General features: G+C 69.3%; 22 protein-coding genes. 8 read left to right on the top strand and 14 right to left on the bottom strand.

The features are described from left to right. Positions 1–135 precede the first annotated feature (135 nt). Entirely contained in the window at positions 136–1,032 is an 897-nt protein-coding gene (locus AC3A46_RS06270) for a helix-turn-helix transcriptional regulator (protein ID WP_487664342.1), read from the top strand. Between the two features lie 130 nt (positions 1,033–1,162). Here the strand turns inward: AC3A46_RS06270 and AC3A46_RS06265 are convergent, their stop codons facing one another. The 5 genes from AC3A46_RS06265 to AC3A46_RS06245 form a co-directional block, all read right to left on the bottom strand. After that, positions 1,163–1,537 (bottom strand): DUF2255 family protein, encoded by a 375-nt coding sequence (locus tag AC3A46_RS06265; RefSeq protein WP_487664341.1) that lies wholly within the window; start codon positions 1,535–1,537, stop codon positions 1,163–1,165. Continuing rightward, complete coding sequence (locus AC3A46_RS06260; protein ID WP_487664340.1) at positions 1,534–1,953, bottom strand: (R)-mandelonitrile lyase; 420 nt, start codon at positions 1,951–1,953, stop codon at positions 1,534–1,536. Before AC3A46_RS06260 ends, AC3A46_RS06265 begins: the two co-directional genes overlap by 4 nt. Before the next feature lie 14 nt (positions 1,954–1,967). Beyond that, the gene (locus AC3A46_RS06255) at positions 1,968–2,948 is read right to left on the bottom strand and encodes an aldo/keto reductase (protein WP_487664339.1); all 981 of its coding nucleotides are present in this window, start codon (positions 2,946–2,948) and stop codon (positions 1,968–1,970) included. A 115-nt stretch (positions 2,949–3,063) separates the two neighbouring features. Next, on the bottom strand, positions 3,064–4,716 hold the full coding sequence (locus tag AC3A46_RS06250) for an FAD-dependent oxidoreductase (protein WP_487664338.1): 1,653 nt from the start codon (positions 4,714–4,716) through the stop codon (positions 3,064–3,066). Between the two features lie 13 nt (positions 4,717–4,729). Then, on the bottom strand, positions 4,730–5,077 hold the full coding sequence (locus AC3A46_RS06245; RefSeq protein WP_487664337.1) for a UBP-type zinc finger domain-containing protein: 348 nt from the start codon (positions 5,075–5,077) through the stop codon (positions 4,730–4,732). Positions 5,078–5,159: 82 nt separating this feature from the next. Here AC3A46_RS06245 and AC3A46_RS06240 point away from each other — a divergent pair, with 82 nt between their 5' ends. Further along, entirely contained in the window at positions 5,160–5,921 is a 762-nt protein-coding gene (locus tag AC3A46_RS06240) for an MBL fold metallo-hydrolase (protein ID WP_487664336.1), read from the top strand. A gap of 20 nt (positions 5,922–5,941) precedes the next feature. Here AC3A46_RS06240 and AC3A46_RS06235 read toward each other — a convergent pair whose 3' ends face one another. From AC3A46_RS06235 to AC3A46_RS06225, 3 genes are read right to left on the bottom strand one after another with little or no spacing between them, the layout of a single operon-like run. Continuing rightward, positions 5,942–6,814 (bottom strand): DUF6999 family protein, encoded by an 873-nt coding sequence (locus tag AC3A46_RS06235; RefSeq protein WP_487664335.1) that lies wholly within the window; start codon positions 6,812–6,814, stop codon positions 5,942–5,944. A 1-nt stretch (position 6,815) separates the two neighbouring features. Next, on the bottom strand, positions 6,816–7,517 hold the full coding sequence (locus AC3A46_RS06230; RefSeq protein ID WP_487664334.1) for an iron-containing redox enzyme family protein: 702 nt from the start codon (positions 7,515–7,517) through the stop codon (positions 6,816–6,818). Then, the gene (locus AC3A46_RS06225) at positions 7,514–8,656 is read right to left on the bottom strand and encodes a 3-oxoacyl-[acyl-carrier-protein] synthase III C-terminal domain-containing protein (protein ID WP_487664333.1); all 1,143 of its coding nucleotides are present in this window, start codon (positions 8,654–8,656) and stop codon (positions 7,514–7,516) included. Before AC3A46_RS06225 ends, AC3A46_RS06230 begins: the two co-directional genes overlap by 4 nt. A gap of 181 nt (positions 8,657–8,837) precedes the next feature. Between AC3A46_RS06225 and AC3A46_RS06220 the strand changes: the two genes are divergently transcribed. Further along, positions 8,838–9,284: a pyridoxamine 5'-phosphate oxidase family protein gene (locus tag AC3A46_RS06220; RefSeq protein ID WP_311294895.1), complete on the top strand. Its 447-nt coding sequence runs from the start codon at positions 8,838–8,840 to the stop codon at positions 9,282–9,284. Positions 9,285–9,333: 49 nt separating this feature from the next. Then, positions 9,334–9,561, top strand: a complete 228-nt coding sequence (locus AC3A46_RS06215; protein WP_487664332.1) for an RNA-binding S4 domain-containing protein — start codon at positions 9,334–9,336, stop codon at positions 9,559–9,561. A 30-nt stretch (positions 9,562–9,591) separates the two neighbouring features. Here the strand turns inward: AC3A46_RS06215 and AC3A46_RS06210 are convergent, their stop codons facing one another. Further along, the gene (locus AC3A46_RS06210; protein WP_487664331.1) at positions 9,592–10,461 is read right to left on the bottom strand and encodes a helix-turn-helix transcriptional regulator; all 870 of its coding nucleotides are present in this window, start codon (positions 10,459–10,461) and stop codon (positions 9,592–9,594) included. A 190-nt stretch (positions 10,462–10,651) separates the two neighbouring features. Here AC3A46_RS06210 and AC3A46_RS06205 point away from each other — a divergent pair, with 190 nt between their 5' ends. Next, positions 10,652–11,905 (top strand): multidrug effflux MFS transporter, encoded by a 1,254-nt coding sequence (locus AC3A46_RS06205; RefSeq protein WP_487664330.1) that lies wholly within the window; start codon positions 10,652–10,654, stop codon positions 11,903–11,905. 55 nt (positions 11,906–11,960) lie between these two features. Further along, the gene (locus AC3A46_RS06200) at positions 11,961–12,980 is read left to right on the top strand and encodes a zinc-dependent alcohol dehydrogenase family protein (protein ID WP_487664329.1); all 1,020 of its coding nucleotides are present in this window, start codon (positions 11,961–11,963) and stop codon (positions 12,978–12,980) included. Positions 12,981–13,129: 149 nt separating this feature from the next. On the opposite strand, the gene AC3A46_RS06195 is transcribed toward AC3A46_RS06200, so the two are convergent. The 5 genes from AC3A46_RS06195 to AC3A46_RS06175 all read right to left on the bottom strand — a co-directional run bounded on the left by AC3A46_RS06195 (position 13,130) and on the right by AC3A46_RS06175 (position 17,184). Then, the gene (locus AC3A46_RS06195; RefSeq protein ID WP_487664370.1) at positions 13,130–13,768 is read right to left on the bottom strand and encodes a hypothetical protein; all 639 of its coding nucleotides are present in this window, start codon (positions 13,766–13,768) and stop codon (positions 13,130–13,132) included. A 456-nt stretch (positions 13,769–14,224) separates the two neighbouring features. After that, complete coding sequence (locus AC3A46_RS06190) at positions 14,225–14,599, bottom strand: cupin domain-containing protein (protein WP_487664328.1); 375 nt, start codon at positions 14,597–14,599, stop codon at positions 14,225–14,227. A 118-nt stretch (positions 14,600–14,717) separates the two neighbouring features. Next, a complete protein-coding gene (locus tag AC3A46_RS06185) occupies positions 14,718–15,131 on the bottom strand; it encodes an ester cyclase (protein WP_487664327.1) in 414 nt (137 codons plus the stop codon). Further along, positions 15,128–15,433, bottom strand: a complete 306-nt coding sequence (locus AC3A46_RS06180; protein WP_487664326.1) for an SRPBCC family protein — start codon at positions 15,431–15,433, stop codon at positions 15,128–15,130. The genes AC3A46_RS06185 and AC3A46_RS06180 overlap by 4 nt, the downstream gene beginning before the upstream one ends. Before the next feature lie 62 nt (positions 15,434–15,495). Further along, positions 15,496–17,184: a LuxR C-terminal-related transcriptional regulator gene (locus AC3A46_RS06175; RefSeq protein WP_487664325.1), complete on the bottom strand. Its 1,689-nt coding sequence runs from the start codon at positions 17,182–17,184 to the stop codon at positions 15,496–15,498. A 532-nt stretch (positions 17,185–17,716) separates the two neighbouring features. Here AC3A46_RS06175 and AC3A46_RS06170 point away from each other — a divergent pair. After that, positions 17,717–18,841 (top strand): M24 family metallopeptidase, encoded by a 1,125-nt coding sequence (locus AC3A46_RS06170; protein WP_487664324.1) that lies wholly within the window; start codon positions 17,717–17,719, stop codon positions 18,839–18,841. Positions 18,842–19,325: 484 nt separating this feature from the next. Beyond that, the gene (gadC, locus tag AC3A46_RS06165; RefSeq protein ID WP_487664323.1) at positions 19,326–20,789 is read left to right on the top strand and encodes a glutamate/gamma-aminobutyrate antiporter GadC; all 1,464 of its coding nucleotides are present in this window, start codon (positions 19,326–19,328) and stop codon (positions 20,787–20,789) included. Positions 20,790–20,795 lie beyond the last annotated feature (6 nt).

Below are 20,795 nucleotides of genomic sequence, written 5' to 3'. Positions count from 1 at the left end.
CGAGCCCCCGTCGTTCTGCGACTGCGGCCTCGCGCACTCGAGGGTCGTCCTGCGAACGGTCGCGACGGGGTGACCACGGATGACGGGCACTCGCAGAGCCTGTCAGCACGGGGGTCCGCGACGTAGCGTGGAGTCATGGCTGACATCCGCGCCGAGGTCAAGGAGTTCCTGAGCTCCCGTCGCGCCCGGCTCACCCCCGAACAGGCGGGACTGCCCGCATACGGCGGCAACCGACGGGTCGCCGGCCTCCGCCGCGAGGAGGTGGCGATGCTCGCCGGCGTGTCGGTCGACTACTACGTGCGCCTCGAACGCGGCAATCTCGCCGGCGCGTCGGAGGGCGTGCTCGACGCCGTCGCCCGCACGCTGCAGCTCGACGAAGCGGAGCGCGAGTACCTGTTCGACCTCGCGCGCGCGGCCGGCCCTGGCCGCAAGCCCGCCCGCCGCGCCTCGCCGACGGTGCGGCCGGCCGTGCAGCAGGTGCTGGACGCGTTCACCGAGGCTCCGGCCTGGGTGCGCAACGGCCGCCACGACATCCTCGCGGCGAACCTGCTCGCCCGCGCGCTCTACTCCCCCGTGTTCGACGATCCACGCCGGCCCGTGAACACCACCCGGTTCGCGTACCTGAACCCGGCCGCGCGCGACTTCTGGCGCGACTACGACCAGATCACACACGACTCCGCCGCGATGCTGCGGATGGAGGCGGGCCGCAACCCGCACGACCCCGACCTCATCCGGCTGGTCGGCGAACTCTCCACGCAGAGCGAGCTGTTCCGCGAGCGCTGGGCCTCGCGCGACGTGAAGTTCCACCGCAGCGGCCTCAAGCGCCTGCATCACCCCGTGGTGGGCGACCTCGAGCTGACCTACGAGTCGATGGACCTGCCGAGCGAACCGGGCCTCGTGCTCAACGTCTACACAGCGCCGGCGGGTTCTCCGTCGGCCGACGCCCTCACGCTCCTGGCGTCGTGGGCAGCGACGCAGGCGGCGGAGTTCGCCGCACACGACGCATCCGCGACCACCGCCTCGCCGCGCTGAGCGCTGCCTGCACCTCTGTGCGTCGCTCCGAGAATCGGACGAACGACGCGTTTCCGGACCCGCGGCAGCCGCAGCATCCGGAAAGCGAGCGAAAGTCCGAATTCCGGATCGGCGACGTCAAGATGCGGGATCAGACGGGCAGGACGACGAGTGTCGTGGCCGCGGCATCCGTTCCGGTGATCGGCCTCACGTACGCCGCACCGTAGCGGTCGTACTTGGCGTGCAGCTCCGCGTCGACGTCAGGCGCCACGGCGGGGTCAGCGAGGCGGAACGTCACGTCCTTCTCGACCCCGCCCGCCGTCACGCGGCCGGTGCCCGATCGCAGTGCGCGGCGGAACCAGCCGTTCTCGGGACCGTGCGCCGACCGGATGTAGAGGGCGTCGCCGACGGCCGCGTGCCAGATCGTGACGGCGGGGCGCAGCGTCCCATCTGGCCGCCGCGACGAGATGCGCAGCTCGGTGGCCGCGCCGATGCGGCGCAGCTCCGTCGCATCCCAGGCGGTCACGACGCCCCTCCCGAGGGGTACTCGGCCTCGGTGAGCTTGTCGCCCCACTCGGTCTCAGGCTCGTCGGCGTCAGGGGCGGGCGCCTCCCAGAGAGCGAGGTGGCACATGAACTGATCGGCAGCGGCGCCGTGCCAGTGCCACTCCCCCGCGGGCGTGTACACCGTGTCGCCGGGGCGCAGCTCGATGAGTTCCTCGCCGCGCGTCTGCACCCAGCCGACGCCCTCGGTCACATGGAGCGTCTGCCCCACGGCGTGCCGATGCCACGCGGTGTGCGCGCCGGGCGTGAACCGCACCAGGTTCAGGCGCATGCGCGAGGGTTCCTCACCGCGGTAGTAGGCGTTGAAATAGACGTCGCCGCTGAACCACTCGGCGGGCCCCTTGGCCGTCGCCGCCTGCGGCTGCCTGCTCGTGCTCATCGTGTGCTCCCTTCTCAGAGCCCGACCATCGCCATGCCGGAGTCGTCGTAGCGGTTGCCCGCCACGACCGCGGCGAGCGCGTCGAGCGTCGCGATGTCGTCGGCCGACAGCGCCACAGTGGTCGAGCCCGCGTTCTCGTCGACGCGCTCCCGACGGCGGGTGCCCGGGATCGGGACGATCGACGGATGCCTCGATAGCAGCCACGCGAGCGCCACCTGGCCGGGCGTCGCCCCGCGCGCTGCGGCGACCTCGCGCACGCCGTCGACGATCGACTGGTTCGCGCGGAGGTTGTCGGGCTGGAAGCGGGGGACGCGGCCGCGGATCTCGCCCGAGTCGAAGGTGGCGTCCGCCGAGACGGTGCCCGTCAGGAACCCCTTGCCCAGTGGGCTGAACGGCACGAACCCGATGCCGAGCTCCGCGCAGGTCGGCAGCACCTCGGCCTCGGGGTCGCGCGTCCACAGCGAGTACTCGCTCTGAACGGCCGTCACGGGGAACACCGCGTGCGCGCGACGGATGGTCGCCGCACCGGCCTCGGAGAGACCGAAGTGCTTCACCTTGCCCGCCGCGACGAGCTCGCCGACCGCGCCGGCGACGTCCTCGATGGGCACGGCGGGATCGACGCGGTGCTGGTAGAACAGGTCGATCGCGTCGACGCCGAGGCGCTGGAGCGAGGCGTCTGCGACGCGCCGGATCTGCTCGGGGCGCGAGTCCGTCCCGACCATCTTGCCGTCGACGATCTCCCAGCCGAACTTCGTCGCGACGACCACGCGGTCGCGGATCGGGGCGATGGCCTCGCCGACGAGCACCTCGTTGTCGTACGGTCCGTACACTTCGGCGGTGTCGATGAACGTCACGCCCTGGTCCACCGCGTAGCGGAGCACGCCGATCATGTCGTCGCGGTCGCCGGGGTTCGGGCCGTAGCTCATCGACATCCCCATCGCGCCGATGCCGATCGCCGAGACCTCGAGCCCCTGGCCGAGCTGCCTGGTGTGCATGGTTCCTCCTCGCGCCGCACAGCGTTCGCCCGCGGCATCCTCCATCCCACTCCTCCCAGCCTGCGCGCGGGAGACCCCGGTGTGCCAGGTACCGGGAGAACCCCTCGGGACGCGGTCAGCGAAGGTCGGCGAGTGCGCGATGGACCGACGCGACCGCGCTGGATCCCTCTCCCACTGCCGCGGCGACGCGCTTCATCGATCCGCGGCGCACGTCGCCGGCGGCGAAGATGCGGGGCACGGAGGTCTCGAACGGCAGCGGTTCACGGCCCATGCCCTGCCAGCGCTCCAGCGACTGCACCGACACGTCCGTGCCGGTGCGCAGGAACCCGTCGGCGTCGCGATCGAGTTCGGCGAGCCAGGATGTCGCCGGCTCCGCGCCGATGAAGCAGAACAGTCCGCGCGCCGCGACGTCGCCGATCGAGTCGATGCTCACGCTCTCGAGGGCGGCCCCTCCGCCGAGCGCGGTGACGCGGGACCCGGTGTGCACGTCGATCCGCGGGTCTTCGAGCAGCCGGTCGACGAGGTACGACGACATGCGGCTGCCGAGGTCGGAGCCGCGCACCACGAGGTGCACGGGGCACCCGTTCGCAGCGAGGTACAGCGACGCCTGCCCGGCGGAGTTCGCGCCGCCGACCACCACCACCGGCGACTCGAACACCTGCCGGAGCTCGAGCGGCGTGGCCGCGTAGTAGATGCCGGCGCCCTCGAACTCGTTCCACCGGTCGAGGTCGAGCGTGCGGTAGGCGGCTCCCGAGGTGACGATCGCGGTGCGCGCGCGGATGACGCGGCCGTCGGTGAGCGTGACGTCGAGGTCTCGCCCCGCCGGCCGGAGGTCGGCCGCCTCGCACGGCGCGTAGACCCGCACTCCGAACTTGAGCGCCTGGAGCGACGCCTGGCCGATGAGGTCGCCGCCGCTCACGCCGAACGGGAAGCCCAGGAAGTTCTCGATGCGCGACGTCGCCGCCGCCTGCCCGCCCGGGGCCACAGCATCCAGCAGCACCGTGCTCAGCCCTTCGGAGGCGCCGTAGATGGCGGCGGCGAGGCCCGCGGGTCCGCCGCCCACGACGACCAGGTCGACCACCTCGTCGGCGCGGCCCTGGTAGCTCAGCCCGAGCCGCTCGGCGACCATGCCGGGGGTCGCGTTCTTCATGGCCTCGCCCTGGATGAAGGCGACCGGCAGGTCGTCGAGGCCGATGCCGTGCTCGCCGAGCGTCCAGAGGTCGCCCGGCGCGAGCTCGATCGCGGTGTGCACGAGGTCGACCCGCTCGGCGAAGCGTCGCAGCGCCAGGAAGTCGCGTGAGGAGCGGGGTCCGACGAGCTTGAGCGTCAGCGCGGCGGGCCCGGTGCGGAGGATCTCGCGGCGCGCCCACAGCGCGTGCAGGATGATGTCGCACAGCTCGTCGTCCTCCGCCATCAGTGCGCGCAGGCGCGCGCGGCTGACCCGCAGCATCCGTCCCGCCTTCGTCGCCCGCGCCGACAGGAACGCGCCCTGCCTGTTGAGCAGGCCGAGTTCGCCGACGAAGCTGCGCGGACCCATCGTGCCCACGTGGGTCTCGCCGACCCAGCCGAAGGCGACGCGGACGATCTCGATCTCTCCGGTGTCGACGAGGATCAGGTCGTAGTCGAGGTCGCCGGCTTCGAACAGGTACTCGCCCGCCTCGACGTCGTGCGGCTCACCGAACGACAGCAGCCGCTCCCACTGCGCGTCGGTGAGCACGGGCTTCATCATGCGCTCGAACTCGCGCTGCGTGATCTTGGCGTTGCCCATCGCAGTCCCCTCCTCAGCGGTGGATCAGCTCGCGCCAGTCGGCCGGGACACGGCCTTCCGGCCCCGGCGACGGCTGCGTGTCGGGCCGCGACGCGGGCGGCGAGAGCTGCGGCCCGTTGACGTAGTCCTCCGCGACGTAGTCCCAGAACCACTCTTCGCCCGGCTCGAAGCTGCGGACGTAACGGTGACCCGTCGCGCGGAAGTGCGCCGTCGCGTGCTGCGCCGGCGAGGTGTCGCAGCAGCGCACGTCACCGCACACCGCGCAGCGCCGCAGGTGCACCCACCACCCGCCGACGTCGTCGCAGTCGGCGCAGCCCTCGCCTGAGGGCGGCACGGTGGGGTCGATCTCGCTCAGGCTCATGCGCCTGCCTCTCATCGCACGCGTTCCGTCGGTGCGATGCTAACGCGCCGGGGCGGGGGCCGGGCCGTTAGAGTGGGCCGCGATGATCGAGGTTGCGGACGGCGTGCTCGTCGCCACGAGCCGCGTGATGTCGACGACGTCGACGGTGCTGTGCGGCGACGGCGAGGCACTGCTGATCGATCCGGCGTGGATGCCCGACGAGCTCGACGCCCTCGCCGACGAACTGGACGCCCGCGGCCTCCGCGTCATCGGCGGCTTCGCCACGCACGCCCACCACGACCACCTGCTGTGGCACCCGCGCTTCGGCGCCGCGCCGCGGTGGGCGTCGCGGGCGACGGCCGCGCTCGCCCGCGACGAGCGCGACGCACTGGTCGCCGCGCTCGGCGCAGAGTTCCCGGAGCCGCTCGTCGAGCTGATGGGGGCGGTGGAGGAAGTGGATGCTGCGCTCCCACCCGCGTCGGTTCCCCGAGGCTTCGCCCCCGAGCTGGTGGTCCACGACGGCCACGCTCCAGGTCATACCGCGGTGTGGCTGCCCGAGCAGCGGGTGCTGATCGCCGGCGACATGCTCAGCGACCTCGAGCTGCCCCTTCCCTTCTTCCCGGACGACCTGCCCGCATACCTCGCGGCGCTCGACGTTCTCGCGCCGTACGTCGCCCGGGCCGACGTCGTGATCCCGGGTCACGGAACCCCGGGGTCCGATGCGGTGGCGCGCCTGGACGCCGACCGGCGTTACCTCGACGACGTCGTCGCCGGACGTGTTCCGAGCGACCGGCGCCTCGCGAATCCGGGAATGCCGGACGAGTACGCGCACCTCAAGGCGATGGTCGCCGACGCCGGCTGCTGACGTCGCATGGCCGCGACGGATCAGTCGAGTTCGACCGCGGTGTCGCGGGGGTAGGCGCCGCCGGCGAGCTTCACCAGGTGGGCGTGCGCGTACTCGCACACCAGCGCGTGCCGGTAGACCATGCGCGGAACGTCGACGTTCGAGTCCATCCAGAGGCTCATGCCGGCGAGCTTCCAGTGGCGGAACGTGTCGTCGCCGGTGACGAGCGCGAGGATCTCGAGGAACGAGTCGTCGAACCGGATCGAGTGCACCGCCCGCCGGTACTCCTCCACGGTGAGCGCCATCGAGAACGGGATGTTCATGAAGCACAGCGCGGTCTGGATGTCGAGCCGGAGGTAGCGTCGACGCGGGCGCTCGGCATCGATCGGCGGGATGTCGAGCTGCGCGAAGTCGAGCGCCTCCGGCCGCGTGAGCGGCACGCCGTCGAGGGCGATCAGGACGTCGTAGACGTTGACGTCGTGCTCGACGACGGCCGAGTCGCCGAGTCCTGCGAGGGTCTCGGGCCGGAGCGTCACCGGCGCCATGTCGACCGCGGTGTTGCGGATGATGAAGTTGACCAGGTTCGTCTCGACCACGAAGTGCCGGATCAGCAGCTCGACCGCGCCGGGCGAGACGAAGCGGCGCAGGAACCACACGCACAGCGCGTCCATGGTGCTCAGCGGCATCCATCGGAACGGCAGCACGCGCTTCACGATCGAGATAATCGCGACGAGCACGCGCGAGACGATCCGCGCGATCGGGTAGAGCCAGCGCCGCGACAGGCGCCGCTGGTCGTTGATGATCTGACGCACCAGCGCACGGTCGAGCGGGACCGAGGGATCGGCGTACACCGCCTCCCACATGCTCGGGTCGGAGCGCACGAACTCCGGGATGCTCGGCCGCGGCGCCGCCACGTCAGCGGTCCAGTTCCTCGAGCTGCAGCGCGTACAGCCGCGCCACCACCTGCGCGCAGCGGACGATGTCGTCGGCATCGCGGTCGTCGATGATGCCCGAGGTCAGGATCGCCTCCATGTCTCCGGTGTGCCCGGCATCGGCATCCTGGTGGTACCGCATGAAGTGCACCTGGTTGTCGGCGAGACCGAGCACCTCCTGGAATCGGGCCGCCCAGCCCGCCGCGCGCTTCGCGCCCAGGCCCTCGATGATGAACATCGCACCCAGCAGCCCGACGGGGTTCGGCTGAGCCGCGTAGTGGAACATGTAGCCCGACAGCGCCTCCGACCCGATGTTCTTGCGCCCGCGGCGGAGCTCCTCGAGCGTGCCGCCGATCGCCACGTAGTCGCGCTCGAGCATCAGGTAGTCGCGGTGCTCCTCCTCCGCGTGGCGGATCGCGGCCGCACGCAGCTCGAAGTGCTCGATGTCGAAGCTCGACGCCGCCCTCGAGATCCACGGCGACCCGTCGACCACCTGCTGGCGGAGGTTGAAGAGCAGTCGCCGGTAGTCCTCGAGCGTGACCGTGCCGTCGGCGAGGCGCTGCAGGATGGGCACCCGGTCCAGCCGGTCCTCGAGCTCGGCCCAGACCTCCGCCAGGCGTTCGAACAGCGTTCCGGCGCCGTCCTCGGGGGCGATGTCGGCGGAGACGGTCGTGGTGCTGCTCATGTCGATGCTCCTTGCCGGTCGCTCGGTGCGACCACGGTGAGATGGGCGAAGGCGAACGAGAACCGGCCCGACTCGGGCACGGCGAGAAGGACCGTCTCGCCGGGCGCGAAGCGCCCCGTGTGCCACGCTTCCTCGAGCGCGATGAAGATGCTCGCGGAGCCCGTGTTGCCGCGGGTCTCGAGATTGGAGAACCAGCGGTCCGTGTCGAGTGTCGGGATGCGACGCCGGAGAGCCTCGAACGCGACGTCGCGGAACATGTTCGTGCTGTAGTGGCAGACGACGTGGTCGAGGTGGCGCACGTCGACGAGCCCGATGTCGACGAGCTCCTCGAACTGGCGGATGCCGGCATCCGCGAGATCGTCGAGCATGCTCACGTCCTGCCGCAGCAGGAACATGCCGGCCGCGTCCGCCTCGGCGATGCCGACGTCCTGCCAGGTTCCGCCGACCTCCGGTTCGGCGCCGACCATCCCGGCGCGCATGCACACGTCGTGCTCGTGAGCGAGCGAGACGTGCCGCACCCAGTCGACCCGCAGCGACGGCTTGCTCGGGTGCGGCTGGAACTCGACGACGACCGCACCGGCTCCGTCGGACAGCATCCACCGGAGGAAGTGCGCGTCCATGCCGGCACGGATGCCGTCGTACCGGCGCTGCCTGAGGCTCCGGCTCGCGAGCTCCGAGCCCACCACGGCCGCACGCGGGTGGTCGCCGAGCCGGATCTTGCTGACGACCGCGTCGAGCGCCGCGAGGCTGGACGCGCACACCCCGGACGCCGACAGCAGCTGCATCGGCCCGCCGCCGAGTCGCCCGTGCACCATCGACGCGAAACCGGGAACGAGCACGTCGCCCATCGTCGTCGCGCACGCCAGCATGCGGATGTCGTGGGCGTCGATGCCGCGATCGTCGAACGCCGCCCGGAGGGCCTTGACCGCGAGCTCCTCGTTGAGCTCGGTGGGCTCGCCGTGCTCGTCGAGCGCGTAGTGGCGCTGCCGGATGCCGTTCGAGTCGAGGATGCGCCGCCGGATGCGCTGGGTCACCGCGTCGTCCCCGCCGAGGCGCGCCACGATGCCGTCGTTGTCGACCGGCTCCCCCGGCAGGTACCGGCCGAACCCGGTCAGATAGGCATTCGCCGTCGCGCCCATGGTGAGAAGACTAGAGGGAAGACATGGATGCTGTGCCCCGCAGCATCCCTCATCCCTTCCGCCCCATCCGATTCGGTGTCGCATCGCGTGCGCTCGGACCTGGTCCGCTTGCGCCGGGAAGAACTAAGGTGTGCGCAGAAGGGTCGTGCTGCGGCGGACGAGTATCGACGGAGATGGCGCCATGGAAGACACGAATGAAGCGGTCGTGACACTCAGCGAGGAGCAGTGCTGGAACATGCTCGCGCGCGGCGAGCTGGGGCATCTCGCCCTGGACGCGGGCGGCGAGCCCGACATCTTCCCGGTGAACTACGTGATCGACGGACCCCGCGTGCTGTTCCGCACCGCTCCGGGCTCCAAGCTCGCGGAACTGTCGCAACACCCTCGCGTCGCGTTCGAGGTCGACGAGTACGACGACACGTACGCGTCGAGCGTGATCGTCAAAGGCGTGGCCGAGCGGCTCGAACTGCAGCGCGAGATCGACGAGGCCGACGCACTGGCGCTTCGTCCTTGGATCCCCACCCTCAAGTACCGGTGGGTGCGCATCGTGCCGACCCAGATCTCGGGCCGGTGGTTCGCACGAACGCCGGAGCCCGACCGCTACAAGGCGTCGTCGAAGGAAGGCGCGTAGGCACTTCGCGAGGCTCGGGCGACCTGCGTGCGTCGGCTAGCATTCGGGGATGACGAACGCGGGGCCGATCGATGACGTTCCGATCGGCGGCGAGAGCATCCGCCTCGGGCAGTTCCTGAAGTTCGCCGGGGTCCTCGACTCCGGTGGCGAGGTGAAAGAGGCCATCATCGACGGCTTCGTCCTCGTCAACGGCGAGGTCGATCGCCGCCGCGGGCGGCAGCTGCAGGTCGGCGACATCGTCAGCTTCGATGGGCGCAGCGTGCGCGTCTGCCCCTGACCGACCGTATGAGAAGACCCCGGTAGCCGTCTAAGCAGGATGGGGGACGGCCGCGGCCCACGACGCCAGCAGGCGCAGGCGTTCGGCCGACGGCGAACCGGGTTCGGCGGTGTAGACGAGCAGCACCTGCCCGGGTTCGGCGGTGATCGCCATCTCCTCGTAGACGAGGGTGAGGTCGCCGACCACGGGGTGGTGGAATCGCTTCGTGCCCGAGCCGTGAACGCGGACGTCATGCGCTGCCCACAGCGTGCGGAACAGCTCGCTGCGGGTGGAGAGCTCCCCGACGAGGTCCTGGATGCCCTTGTCGTGCGGGTCGCGGCCGGCCTCGGCGCGGATCACGGCCACGCACATCTCGGCGAACAGGTCCCAGTCGGGGTAGAAGTCGTGAGCGGCGGGGTCGAGGAACTGGAACCTCGCGAAGTTCGGGGTGCGGCCGCCGTCGCCGATGAGCGGGGAGTAGAAGGCCCGCCCGAGGTCGTTGGCCGCGACGAGGTTCTGTCGCTGATCGCGCACGATCGCGACCGCGTCGGTCATCGCCGACAGCGCCCATTGCAGGCTCGGTCGGGGCGGTCCGGACGTGGTGGCGCGGCGACGGGAACGACCCGATGACGAGGCGCCACGTGTCGCGGCGCGAGCAAGGTCGAGCAGGTGGGCGTGCTCCGCGTCGGTCAACTGGAGCGCACGCGAGATGGAGTCGAGAACGGATGCCGACGCCCCGGCTATCGCTCCGCGCTCGAGCTTCGCGTAGTACTCGACGCTCACGCCGGCGAGCACGGCGACCTCGCTGCGACGCAGGCCGGCGACACGGCGATTGGGGCCGGGAGCGATGCCGGCGGCATCCGGGGTGAGCCGTGCGCGGCGGGTCATCAGGAACTCCCGCACCTCTGCTCTGTTGTCCATGCGCTCAGGCTAGGCCGAGGCAGCACGACGAGGGAGGCTCTCTCAGTGCACCCCTCATGTGGGTCGCTGATGCCGGTGAGCTCTTCGCCGGTGTGGAGCACGGGAGCGGCTCGACCCGCGAGGGGTGCCCTGCCGGTACACCCTTCGTCAGTGACTCCCCCGCGTCGCAACGGGTGCCGAGACTGGACTCATGCCGCAGACCCCGCCCTCCACCGGCAACCCGACGCGACCGCTGCTGCCGGCGCTGCTCCTGCTGCTGACGGTGTTCGGTCCGATCTCGATGGACCTGTACCTGCCGGCCCTGCCGGCCCTCACCGTCGAGCTCGGCGCAGCCACCTCCATCGCACAGCTGACCGTCACCGCATGTCTGGTCGGACTGGCAGGCGGGCAGCTGATCGCCGGCCCTGCGTCCGACCGGTTCGGGCGGCGCGGCATCCTGCTGGTCGGCATCGTCGCGTACGTCGTCACGTCGGCGCTGTGCGCGCTGAGCCCCTCGATCGAGCTGCTCATCCTCGCCCGTCTCGTGCAGGGGCTGGCCGGCGGAGTCGGCATCGTCATCGCCACGGCGGCCGGGCGCGACGTGTTCTCGGGCGCGGCGCTGATCCGCTTCTACGGCAGCCTCACCGTGATCGGCGGGTTCGCCGCGATCGTCGGGCCGCTGCTCGGCGGCGTGCTCAACACCTTCATGGACTGGCGCGGCCTGTTCGTCTTCCTGGCGATCATCGGCGGCGCGATCCTCGCGATCACGCTGTGGGCGTTCAGCGAGACGCTGCCTCGCGACCACCGGACCACGGGTGGATTCAGTCAGACCCTGCGCGACTATCGCACCTTGCTCGCCGACCGCATCTTCCTCGGCGCGGTCCTCAACCAAGGGTTCCTCTACGCCGCGCTGTTCGCCTACCTGGCCGGCTCCACCTACGTGCTGCAGGACATCTACGGTCTCTCACCGCAGTGGTACGCCGCCGCTTTCGCGCTCAACTCCGCGGGCCACATGGTCTTCGGCTACCTCGCCGGCCGCAGCGCCGAACGCTGGAGCATCCCCGGCACCCTCGCTCTCGGCGTTGCCACCACCGGCCTGGGCGCGGCCGGACTGCTCGTCGCGGGCATCACGCCGATGCCGCTGTGGGTGGTCGTCGTGTCGCTCTTCGCGTTGTCCAGCGGGGTCGCGATGTCGGCACCGCCGGCCACGACCCTCGCGCTGTCGGACTACCCGCAGATGGCGGGCACCGCCTCGTCCTTGCTCGGGGTGGTGCGGTTCGGGTTCGGCGGCATCGCCGCCCCGTTCGTCGGAGTCGCCGGCGCGCTCAGCATCCTCCCCCTGGGGGCGACGACGACCATCGCGGTGCTGCTGGCCGCGGCGTCCTGTCTCCTCCTCATGACACGCAGGGGAACGGATGCCGCCGCCCCTGCCGGCGCCGCCGTCACCGCTGCGCACACCCCGTAACCACCGAACAAGCCCCGTAACCACCGAACAAGCCCCGAAGAGGAAGGACACCACGATGCGTGGAGTCATCATGCACGCCCCCGGCGACGTCCGCGTCGAAGATCGGGAGAACCCGACGATCGTCGAGCCCACCGACGCCATCATCCGCCTCAGCGCCAGCTGCATCTGTGGATCAGACCTGTGGCCCTATCGCGGCGCCGAGCCGGTCGACCATGCGCCGATGGGCCACGAGTATGTCGGCGTCGTCACCGAGATCGGCTCCGAGGTGAAGAACGTCAAGGTGGGCGACTTCGTCGTCGGCTCGTTCTGGGCATCCGACAACACCTGCGAGATCTGTCAGGCCGGCTACCAGTCGTACTGCGTCCACCGCGTGCTCATGGGCGTCATCGGCACGCAGGCCGAGTACGCCCGCATTCCCCTCGCCGACGGCACGCTCGTCGCCACCCCGGGTCAGCCCGACCCCGATCTCATCCCCTCGCTGCTCGCGGCATCCGACGTGCTCGGCACCGGGTGGTTCGCCGCCGTCGCGGCCGAGGCAGGCCCCGGCAAGACGGTCGCCGTCGTCGGGGACGGCGCGGTCGGACTGCTCGGCATCCTCGCCGCCAAGCAGCTCGGAGCCGAGCGCATCATCGCGATGTCGCGTCACCCCGACCGGCAGGCGCTCGCCCGGCAGTTCGGGGCCACCGACATCGTCGAGGAGCGCGGCGAGGCCGGCGTCGCGCGGATCAAGGAGCTCACCGACGGACTCGGCGCGCACTCCGTGATCGAGGCGGTCGGCACCCAGGAGGCGATGGAGCAGGCGATCCGCGCCACCCGCGCCGGTGGCCACACCGGCTTCGTCGGCGTCTCGCACGACGTCTCGCTGGACGGCCTCGAACTCTTCGGGGCCGGCATCCACCTGCATGGGGGCGCCGCGCCCGTTCGTCGGTTCCTTCCGGAACTGATCCAGCTCATCTGGGACCGCAAGATCGACCCGGGTGTCGTGTTCGACCTCATCCTCCCCCTGGAGGACGCCGCGGAGGGCTACAGGGCTATGGACGAGCGCCGCGCCACCAAGGTGCTGCTCACCGTCTGATCGCCCCGGGCGGCCGGGTCGAAGCATCCGGCCGCCCGCTTCTCATCGCCCGGACCGGAGCCTCGTCACGGGGTCCGCGCTGGTCACCCTCGGCGCAACCTGGCGTGAGCGGGGTCAGCCGTCGTCGTGTCCGCGATCGCCGCCGCAGGTCAGATCTTGATGGGGAAGGTGAGCATGATGGCGATCCCGACGATGGCGACGAGGATGCCCATACTGAGGAGTGCGCGTCGCACCCAGGCCGTGATGTCTCGTTGGGACATCGCCGTGAGGAAGAGCACCAGTGCGAAGAGCACGGTGAGCAGCGAGTAGTTGTCGCCGCGCTGGTTGTTCTCCAGTGCATCGTTGAACTTCGCGTCCGCCTGCGCAGCGAGCTCGGCAGCCTCCTCGGTTCCGGGTGGGACGTACTCCTCCATCGCCATCGGGCCCTGCTCGGTGCGGCCACCGGCTTGCCACGCGTCGAACGCGACCCTGAATTCGGGTGTGAATCGGGCTTCGATGAACTGTTGAAGATCGGTTCGACCGTCCGCGACAGCGAGAACCCATTCGGTGTAGATGGTGAGGTCGTACAGCCGGGCGTCGCGTGCCGCTCCTTGCGCGGCGGTCGCCTGGATGCGGGAACTGGACGCCTGGCTGAACGCGATCGACATCTCGCCGCCCCACTTGGACGCTTCGAATCCGCACCAGGCAGTCAGGACCGCGGTGATGGAGAGAACGAACACGGTCACCACGTCGAGCACCTTGCTCTCGCGGTCCGCTGCGGACGGCCCGTCCGTCGTCGCTGAGTTCATCACTTCCCTGAATCTCTCCGGGCCACCCGGTCGGGCTGTGTGCGGCGAGTCCCGAAAGCCGATATGTGACGTCGCTTCATGGTCACGATTCCCCTCGCAAAGGCACACCTGTGGTCAGCCTAGGGGCAGGTCAACGGGCAAAACTAGAGCTCGCAGTGGGGTGCGAGTGAAAAATGTGACTCGAGGAGATCGACTCGGGAGCGATCGAGATCATCGTGCCGGAAGTGCTCCTGGAGCACGCCGTCTCCGAGAGCCTTCACGACCCGGCTGATGCGCGTGTTCAGGGTGCAGCGCTACGGAGTTGTCATGACGTGATGCCCGTCGACCGTGAGAACCGGGTGAAGATGCCTGTCACGGGGCTGCGGGGGCGTTGATGACGTCGACACTGATGTGCCCCCGGCCGCCGGTAGCGATTGTTCACACCTCGCTTTCCTGTCGACGCAGCGGCTTCCCGCGTCAGCCGGCGGTTTCCATGTTCTTCGTGACCACGGCGAGCGTCTGCTCGAGTTGCTCGGTGGGGCTGAACTCGACGACCTCGGTGCCGGCGTAGAGCACCGGGGTGTGACCCGGCGGGACGTAGTAGGCGTCGCCGGTCTCGAACGTCTCCTCACCTGCAGCGCCCTTGAACGTCACCTTGCCGGTCAGCACATACCCCCAATGGGCTGACTGGCATTGGTCGTCCGGCAAGCCCTTGAAGAACTCCGCGAGGTCGGCGTCGGCGGTGTACTTCTCAAAGGCCACCGTGTAACCCCCCTCGAGTTTCTCCAGATGACCCTCATAACCCTCCACCTCAACGGTTTCTGAAGCGCTGATCTTCGATGTCTTAGGCATGTCTCCCTTTCCTTTCAGCGACCGCTCGAGAATGGATCCCCGAGACGCTTCACCTCTCTCAGAGGTTGCGGCGCAACAGCGCCTGATGTACTTCAGCTCCCTGCAGCGCAGGTATCTGCTACGCCGGCGTCGAGGTTGCCAGCGCCCCGATCTGGTTCATCAGGGTGAACAGATCGCAGGCCTCGGTGATCTCGACTATCCGCCCGTCCTGGATCCTGAGGAGGTCCCAGGCCCGGAACCGCACGTGGCGGCCGGTACCGGCTACTCCCGCGTATTCGCCGGCGTGGATTCCCTCGTAGGTCACCCAGGTGCTCACGAAGTCGCCTTCGCGGATGATGTGCCGCGGGGTGGCTTTCATGCCCGGGAAGGCTTCGAGCAGGCTGCCGATCGATTGCTTGAGCTCGGTCAGGTTGGCCCCGGCCCCGGCATGGCCCCGTAGGTCCGGAGCGCAGATCTCATCGAGCCGCTCGAGGGACCCGTCGTTGATGGCGTCGTAGAACGTCTGGGCGACCGCCTTCGGATCGTCGTTCATGTCCTGGCCTCTTCCTGGTTTGAGTCCACGGTCGCGCCTCGCGACTCGAGGATCTGCTTCAGCCCGAACTCGAGGACCACGCGGTCAGGCCGTTCGTACTCCGTCGCGGTCCATGGCAACCGGAACTCCTTGCTGCCTCTCCGCCGGGTGTCCACACCCGTCGCACCTACCCGCAGTTCGCCGTCGTAGGCGACATCGACGAGCTCGGTCGCCCACTCCTTCGCGTTCCGGAGGTCAGTGAGGTAGTCGAACGTCTCCTCCTGCGGCCTGCCGATGGCGATTGATGTCCTGATGTGCACCATGACCTTCTCCTTTCACCTTCCAGCGTGCCCCTCGGTCGGGCAGGGAGGATGGGGAGACCTCCCTATCTTGCGACTCGGTCTGGCCCGAGGCGAACGGCGGCGAAGGCAGCGGCCTCGGTACGGCTGCGCAATCCGAGCTTGGAGAGCAGGTTGCTCACATGGTGACCCGCCGTCTTCGGGCTGATGAAGAGGCGGTCCGCGATCTCCGCATTGGACAGCCCACTGGCCACGAGCTGCAGCACCTCCACCTCCCGCTTGCTAAGGAGCTCGAGGTTCTTCGGGCCGGTCCGCCCCTTCACCCCGAGTTCGCGCAAGAACGCGGCGGCCTCATCGGCATCGGGCACCGCTCCGAGCCGATCGAATGCTGCGAGGGCGGCACGGGCCTCCGAGATCGCGACGGGTCGGTCACGCGCGACCAGCGTGCGGGCCAGCTCCATCCGCGCGCGGCACGCCTGCAGGGCCATGGAGGCCTCGCTGAAGGCATGGGCGGCCTTGCGCAGCAGTGACGTCGCCTCCGCGCGCCCCTCGGCCGCAGCCACCTTTCCCTCCGCGAAGAGCGCGTCGGCGTGGTGGCGGCGACTCTTCGTCAGTGCCGCGGTGGTCCTCAGTTTCGAGGCTGCGTCGGCGGCCGCTGCGGGATCTCCCCGCCGGAGGTCCGCGTCGACCAGGACCGTGAGCAACGGGAACGCGGCGACCGTCAGTCGCCCGAGCTCCCCGATGCGTTGTGTCAATCGGTTCGTCGCGGCCCCGGGCGATCCGACGGCCAGATCGAGCACCGCGAGCGGGCGGACGGACTCCGGCAGGTCCTCGTAGCGACCGAGCAGCTCGCGTGCCTCCTCGAGGCGGCCCTGCAGCACGCGAAGCTCCGCCAGTCGGGAGATCGGATGCACGCATCGCATGCCCATGCCGCTCGACTCGAGATCAACGACAGCGGCCGTCAGCTCGTCCTCCGCTTCATCGAGCCGCCCCGTGACGAGGTACAGACCGCCGCAGCACGCCCCGCAGAACGACGACAGTGCGCCGTAGCCGGCGGTGGAGCCGAAGCTGTCGAGCGGACCGAATCCCTGGTCCCCCCGCAGCCCCTCGAGCACTGCGGTCCATTCCGCAAAACGGGCATCGTCTCCGAGCAGCTCCCCCATCTCCATGAGCGCGCAGAACACCATGCCGACGCTGGCCAGGTCCCCAGCCTCACCCGCGCTGACCGCGGCCATCGCCTCATCCAGATGCGTGATGGCCGCGTCGACGTCGCCCGCCGCGACCTGGAGCACGCCCAGCCGCGCCAGGGACTCGATCTCCAAGTCCGGATCGTCATACCGCCGCGAGGCTTCCAGCGCGAGCCGAGCGTGCGCGACCGCTTCAGCGGCATCCGACGTGGCCTCCGCGCGCGCGAGCGAGACCCACCCCGGAATCGATGAATCTTCCGCCCTCGATGCAAGCGTCTGGGCTCTGGCCAGCCATCCATCCGCTGCCGCGTCGGTGCGCAGTGTCGGCCGGAATTCCCTTGCGAGCCACACCGCGACCCCCGCGGCCTCGATGAGGCGTCCGTCGTGCTTGTACCCGCGGTGCGCACGTGTGCGGGTCTCCATCGCGGTGCGGACATCCTTCAGCCACCACTGCGCGCGACCCAGTCCGTTCAACGCGTCCGGCGAACCGGTCTCGGCGACGGCCGCGGCAAAGCACACCCTCGCCAACGCCCAATCGCCGGCAGCGAGCGCGTCATGCCCCCGGCTCAGGGAATCGCGCACGGCCACGTTGCCATTGTGACGCTCAGGCGAGTGGCGTTCTACGGGGTGCTTGTTCGGCGGTGAGTCGTGGCCCTCACGTCCAGGGAATGGTGGCGGTGCTCGTCGATCCCGGGCTCTCCGTATCAGCCCGACTATCACCGCGCACATGCCAGGGCGGGTACGGCGCGATACGTGACCTCCGTCGTGCACGCGGCCCCGCGCTCAGGCTCGGGTCGGGGGAAGTCCCATACTCCTCAGTCGACACCCTCCCAACAGCGATCGATGACGGCACCGCCCGCGCGCACTGAACCCGAGGCTCGCGGAGGTGTGTGAGCCCGCGGCGCGTCTCGCGGTCTGGCATGGGCCTGCCGCGAGATGGTGCCTTGCGTCGCGTACGTCGCCGCGGTCCAATGGTGTCGTTCGCATGGTCTCCGCTTCTCGGGCTCGACGCCAGTCGGTCGGCGCGGAGGACCGACAATGGGTGATCGTCGACGGGCGCGGATTCGTCGATCCGAAGAAAGTCAGGCGGCGCGCGACGCCGCGAGGGCGAGGAGGACGCATGGATCGTGTGCAGGCTCCGTTCACAGCGGACGACTTCCGCAACCGCATGGATCGGGCGGCGCGCGATGCGGCCGCCGAGGGCCTTGACGGACTTCTCGTGACGCCCGGACCTGACCTGCTCTGGCTGACCGGCTACCAGCCGACCGCGATCACTGAGCGGCTCACCCTTCTCGTGCTCCGCAGCGACGCCGAGCCGCAGTTGTTGGTGCCGATGTTGGAGCGGCCGGATGTGGAATCAGCGGCGGGTGCGGAGAAACTGACGATCAGCGATTGGCGGGATGGCAGCGATCCCTACGAGGCTGCTGCACTGTTGCTTCGGACGGACGGAACCTACGCGGTGTCGGACGCGGCGTGGGCGCTGCATCTGCTGGGACTCCAAAGGCAGCTTCCGGAGAGTCACTACGAGTCGGTCACTGAACAGCTGCCGATGCTTCGAGCGGTCAAGGATGCCAACGAACTAGCCCGGCTGGAAGCGGCCGGCGCAGCTGCGGACGCGACCTTCCTCGAGATCGTGAAGGTCCACTTTGCCGGGCGCAGGGAGACCGACGTCGCCGCCGACCTCGCCCGGCTGCTCCGTGAATTCGGGCACGAACAGGTCGACTTCACCGTCGTCGGGTCAGGGCCCAACGGCGCCAACCCGCACCACGAAGCGGGCGACCGCACGATCCTCGCCGGAGACTTGGTGGTTCTGGACTTCGGCGGCCTGATGGATGGATATGGTTCCGACACCACCCGTACGGTGTGCGTAAGCGAACCGACCGCGGAGATGAGGGAGGTGCACGACATCGTGCGCGTCGCCCAACAGACAGCGTTCGAGGCGGTGCGCCCCGGCGTGGCCTGCCAGGACGTCGATCGCGCGGCTCGACGCGTCATCACCGACGCCGGCTACGGTGACCAGTTCATCCACCGCACCGGCCACGGCATCGGGACGACCACCCACGAACCGCCCTACATGGTGGAGGGCGAGTCGCGGCCGACCGTGCCGGGGATGTGCTTCTCGATCGAGCCGGGAATCTACCTGGCGGGGAAGTTCGGCGTTCGTATCGAGGACATCGTCACCGTGACCGAGGACGGCTGCCGCCGGTTCAACAACACCGACCACGGACTCGCCATCGTCGAGTGACGCCCCGCTGACATCATCTCGACTGGAGACGAGGGACGGAGAGGATCTCCTGCGTCCCGGGTCTGCGCGGTCAGACGACCTCGCCGGGCCCCGAGGCGGTCGTCGGGAGTGTGTGAGTGTGCGCGGCGGCCGATGCGGCGGCATCCTGGAGGGTGCCACGCGCCATCTGATGACGTTTCATGAGACGCGGGCGGTGGACTCGTCCGCAGCTGTCGACTCACGCGCCACCGGCATCCTCCTGCACTTGTCGGCGTTTGCCGCAAAGCTATCCATGAGCGTGGTGCACCACAATGCCCTGTCCACGGGACAATCGCATGCTGGCCCGGCCAACGCGTTGGGTGGGGAATCCCTGGCCGCGCGCCTATGTCGCGCGGAGTCGAACAGCGCTATCTTCGGCATTGACTCAGTTCTGTAGTGGTCTCGCCGCCAGCGACGGAAGGGGATGCGCGATGCTGCAATCGTCGATTTGCCGAGGTGATTCCCGATGAGCGCGGCGGAAGGAGCGAACCGCGGGGGCGACGCGGTTCGGGCTCGCGCGAAGGCGATCCCGGCGCCGGTATGGATCTCCTGGATCGCGTTGGCGCTGATGACGACCAGCTCGGTCGCAAGTCTTCGGCCGGCCCCCACGATGGCGGTGTACGGTCTCGCCGCCGTCTTCCTCTACCTGGTCCCGGCGATCGTCTTCCTGCTGCCCACATCGCTGGTCGCCGCAGAACTCGCGTCCGGGTGGAAGGGGGGCGTCTACAAGTGGGTGTCCGAGGGGATCTCGAAGCCCATGGGGTTTCTGGCGATCTGGTGCCAGTTCGCGATGACGATCTTCTATTACCCGACGCTGCTCGGGTTCGTCGCATCCACGCTCGCGTACGTGATCAACCCGGAGCTCGCATCGAATGGCGTCTGGACGGCGCTCGTGATCATGGTCTGCTACTGGGCAGGCGTGTTGGTGTCCTCTCGAGGCACGAAGGGTGTGGCTGGCCTCGCGAGCTGGGGGTTGATCATCGGCACGCTCATCCCCGGCGCGGTGCTGGTGATCCTCGGCGCCCTCTTCCTCGGGCAGGGAAACCCCTCGGCGGCCCCGATGACCGTCGACAATCTGCTGCCGCAGTGGGCGGGTCTTGCCAGCCTCGTGCTCATCGTGAACAACTTCCTCTCGTACAGCGGCATGGAGATGAACGCGGTGCACGTGTCGTCGCTGAAGAACCCCGGTAAGGAGTATCCGAGGGCGATCTTCCTCGCCATGGGGCTCGTGCTGCTGATCTTCATCCTCCCCGCGCTCGCGATCAGTTGGGTCGTGCCGGCCGAGCAGATCTCTCTCACCGCGGGAATCATGCAGGCGTTCGAGGCCGTGTTCGCCACGTTCGACATCTCGTGGCTGACCCCGATCGTCGGGATCATGCTGGTCGCGGCGTCGCTGGGTGGCATGCTCACGTGGCTCGCGGGTCCGTCGAAGGGCCTGTTGCTCATCTCGCGCGAGGAGGGCTACTTGCCGCCGTTCCTGCAGAAGCTCAACAAGAACGGCGTGCAGCAGAACCTCCTGGTCACACAGGGCGTCATCACGTCCATCATCGCGCTCGGGTACGCGCTCATCCCGAACGTGTCCAGCGCCTACTGGATCTTCTCCGTCATCACGACGCAGGTCTACCTGATCATGTACCTCCTCATGTTCGTGGCCGCGGTGCGGTTGCGTCGCCTGCATCCCGACCACCCGCGCGGATATCGCGCGCCGATGCTCGTCGCGCTGTGCGGGGTCGGCTTCGCCGCGTCGCTCGCCGCCCTCCTGGTCGGATTCATCCCGCCGTCTCAGTTCGGCGGTGAAAGCCCGTGGATCTACCTCGTCATCGTCGGTGGCGGCGCGCTCGGGCTCGGCCTCCTCGTGCCGTTCCTCTTCTACCGGTTCCGCAAGCCCTCCTGGAAGCAGCCGGCTGCGACATCCGGAGGTGAATCATGAGCACGG

It is taken from the genome of Microbacterium sp. Soil_C_42, from assembly GCF_057656735.1.
Note: the sequence above shows the minus strand (reverse complement) of the source record. Positions and strands in the feature narration are given on the sequence as shown.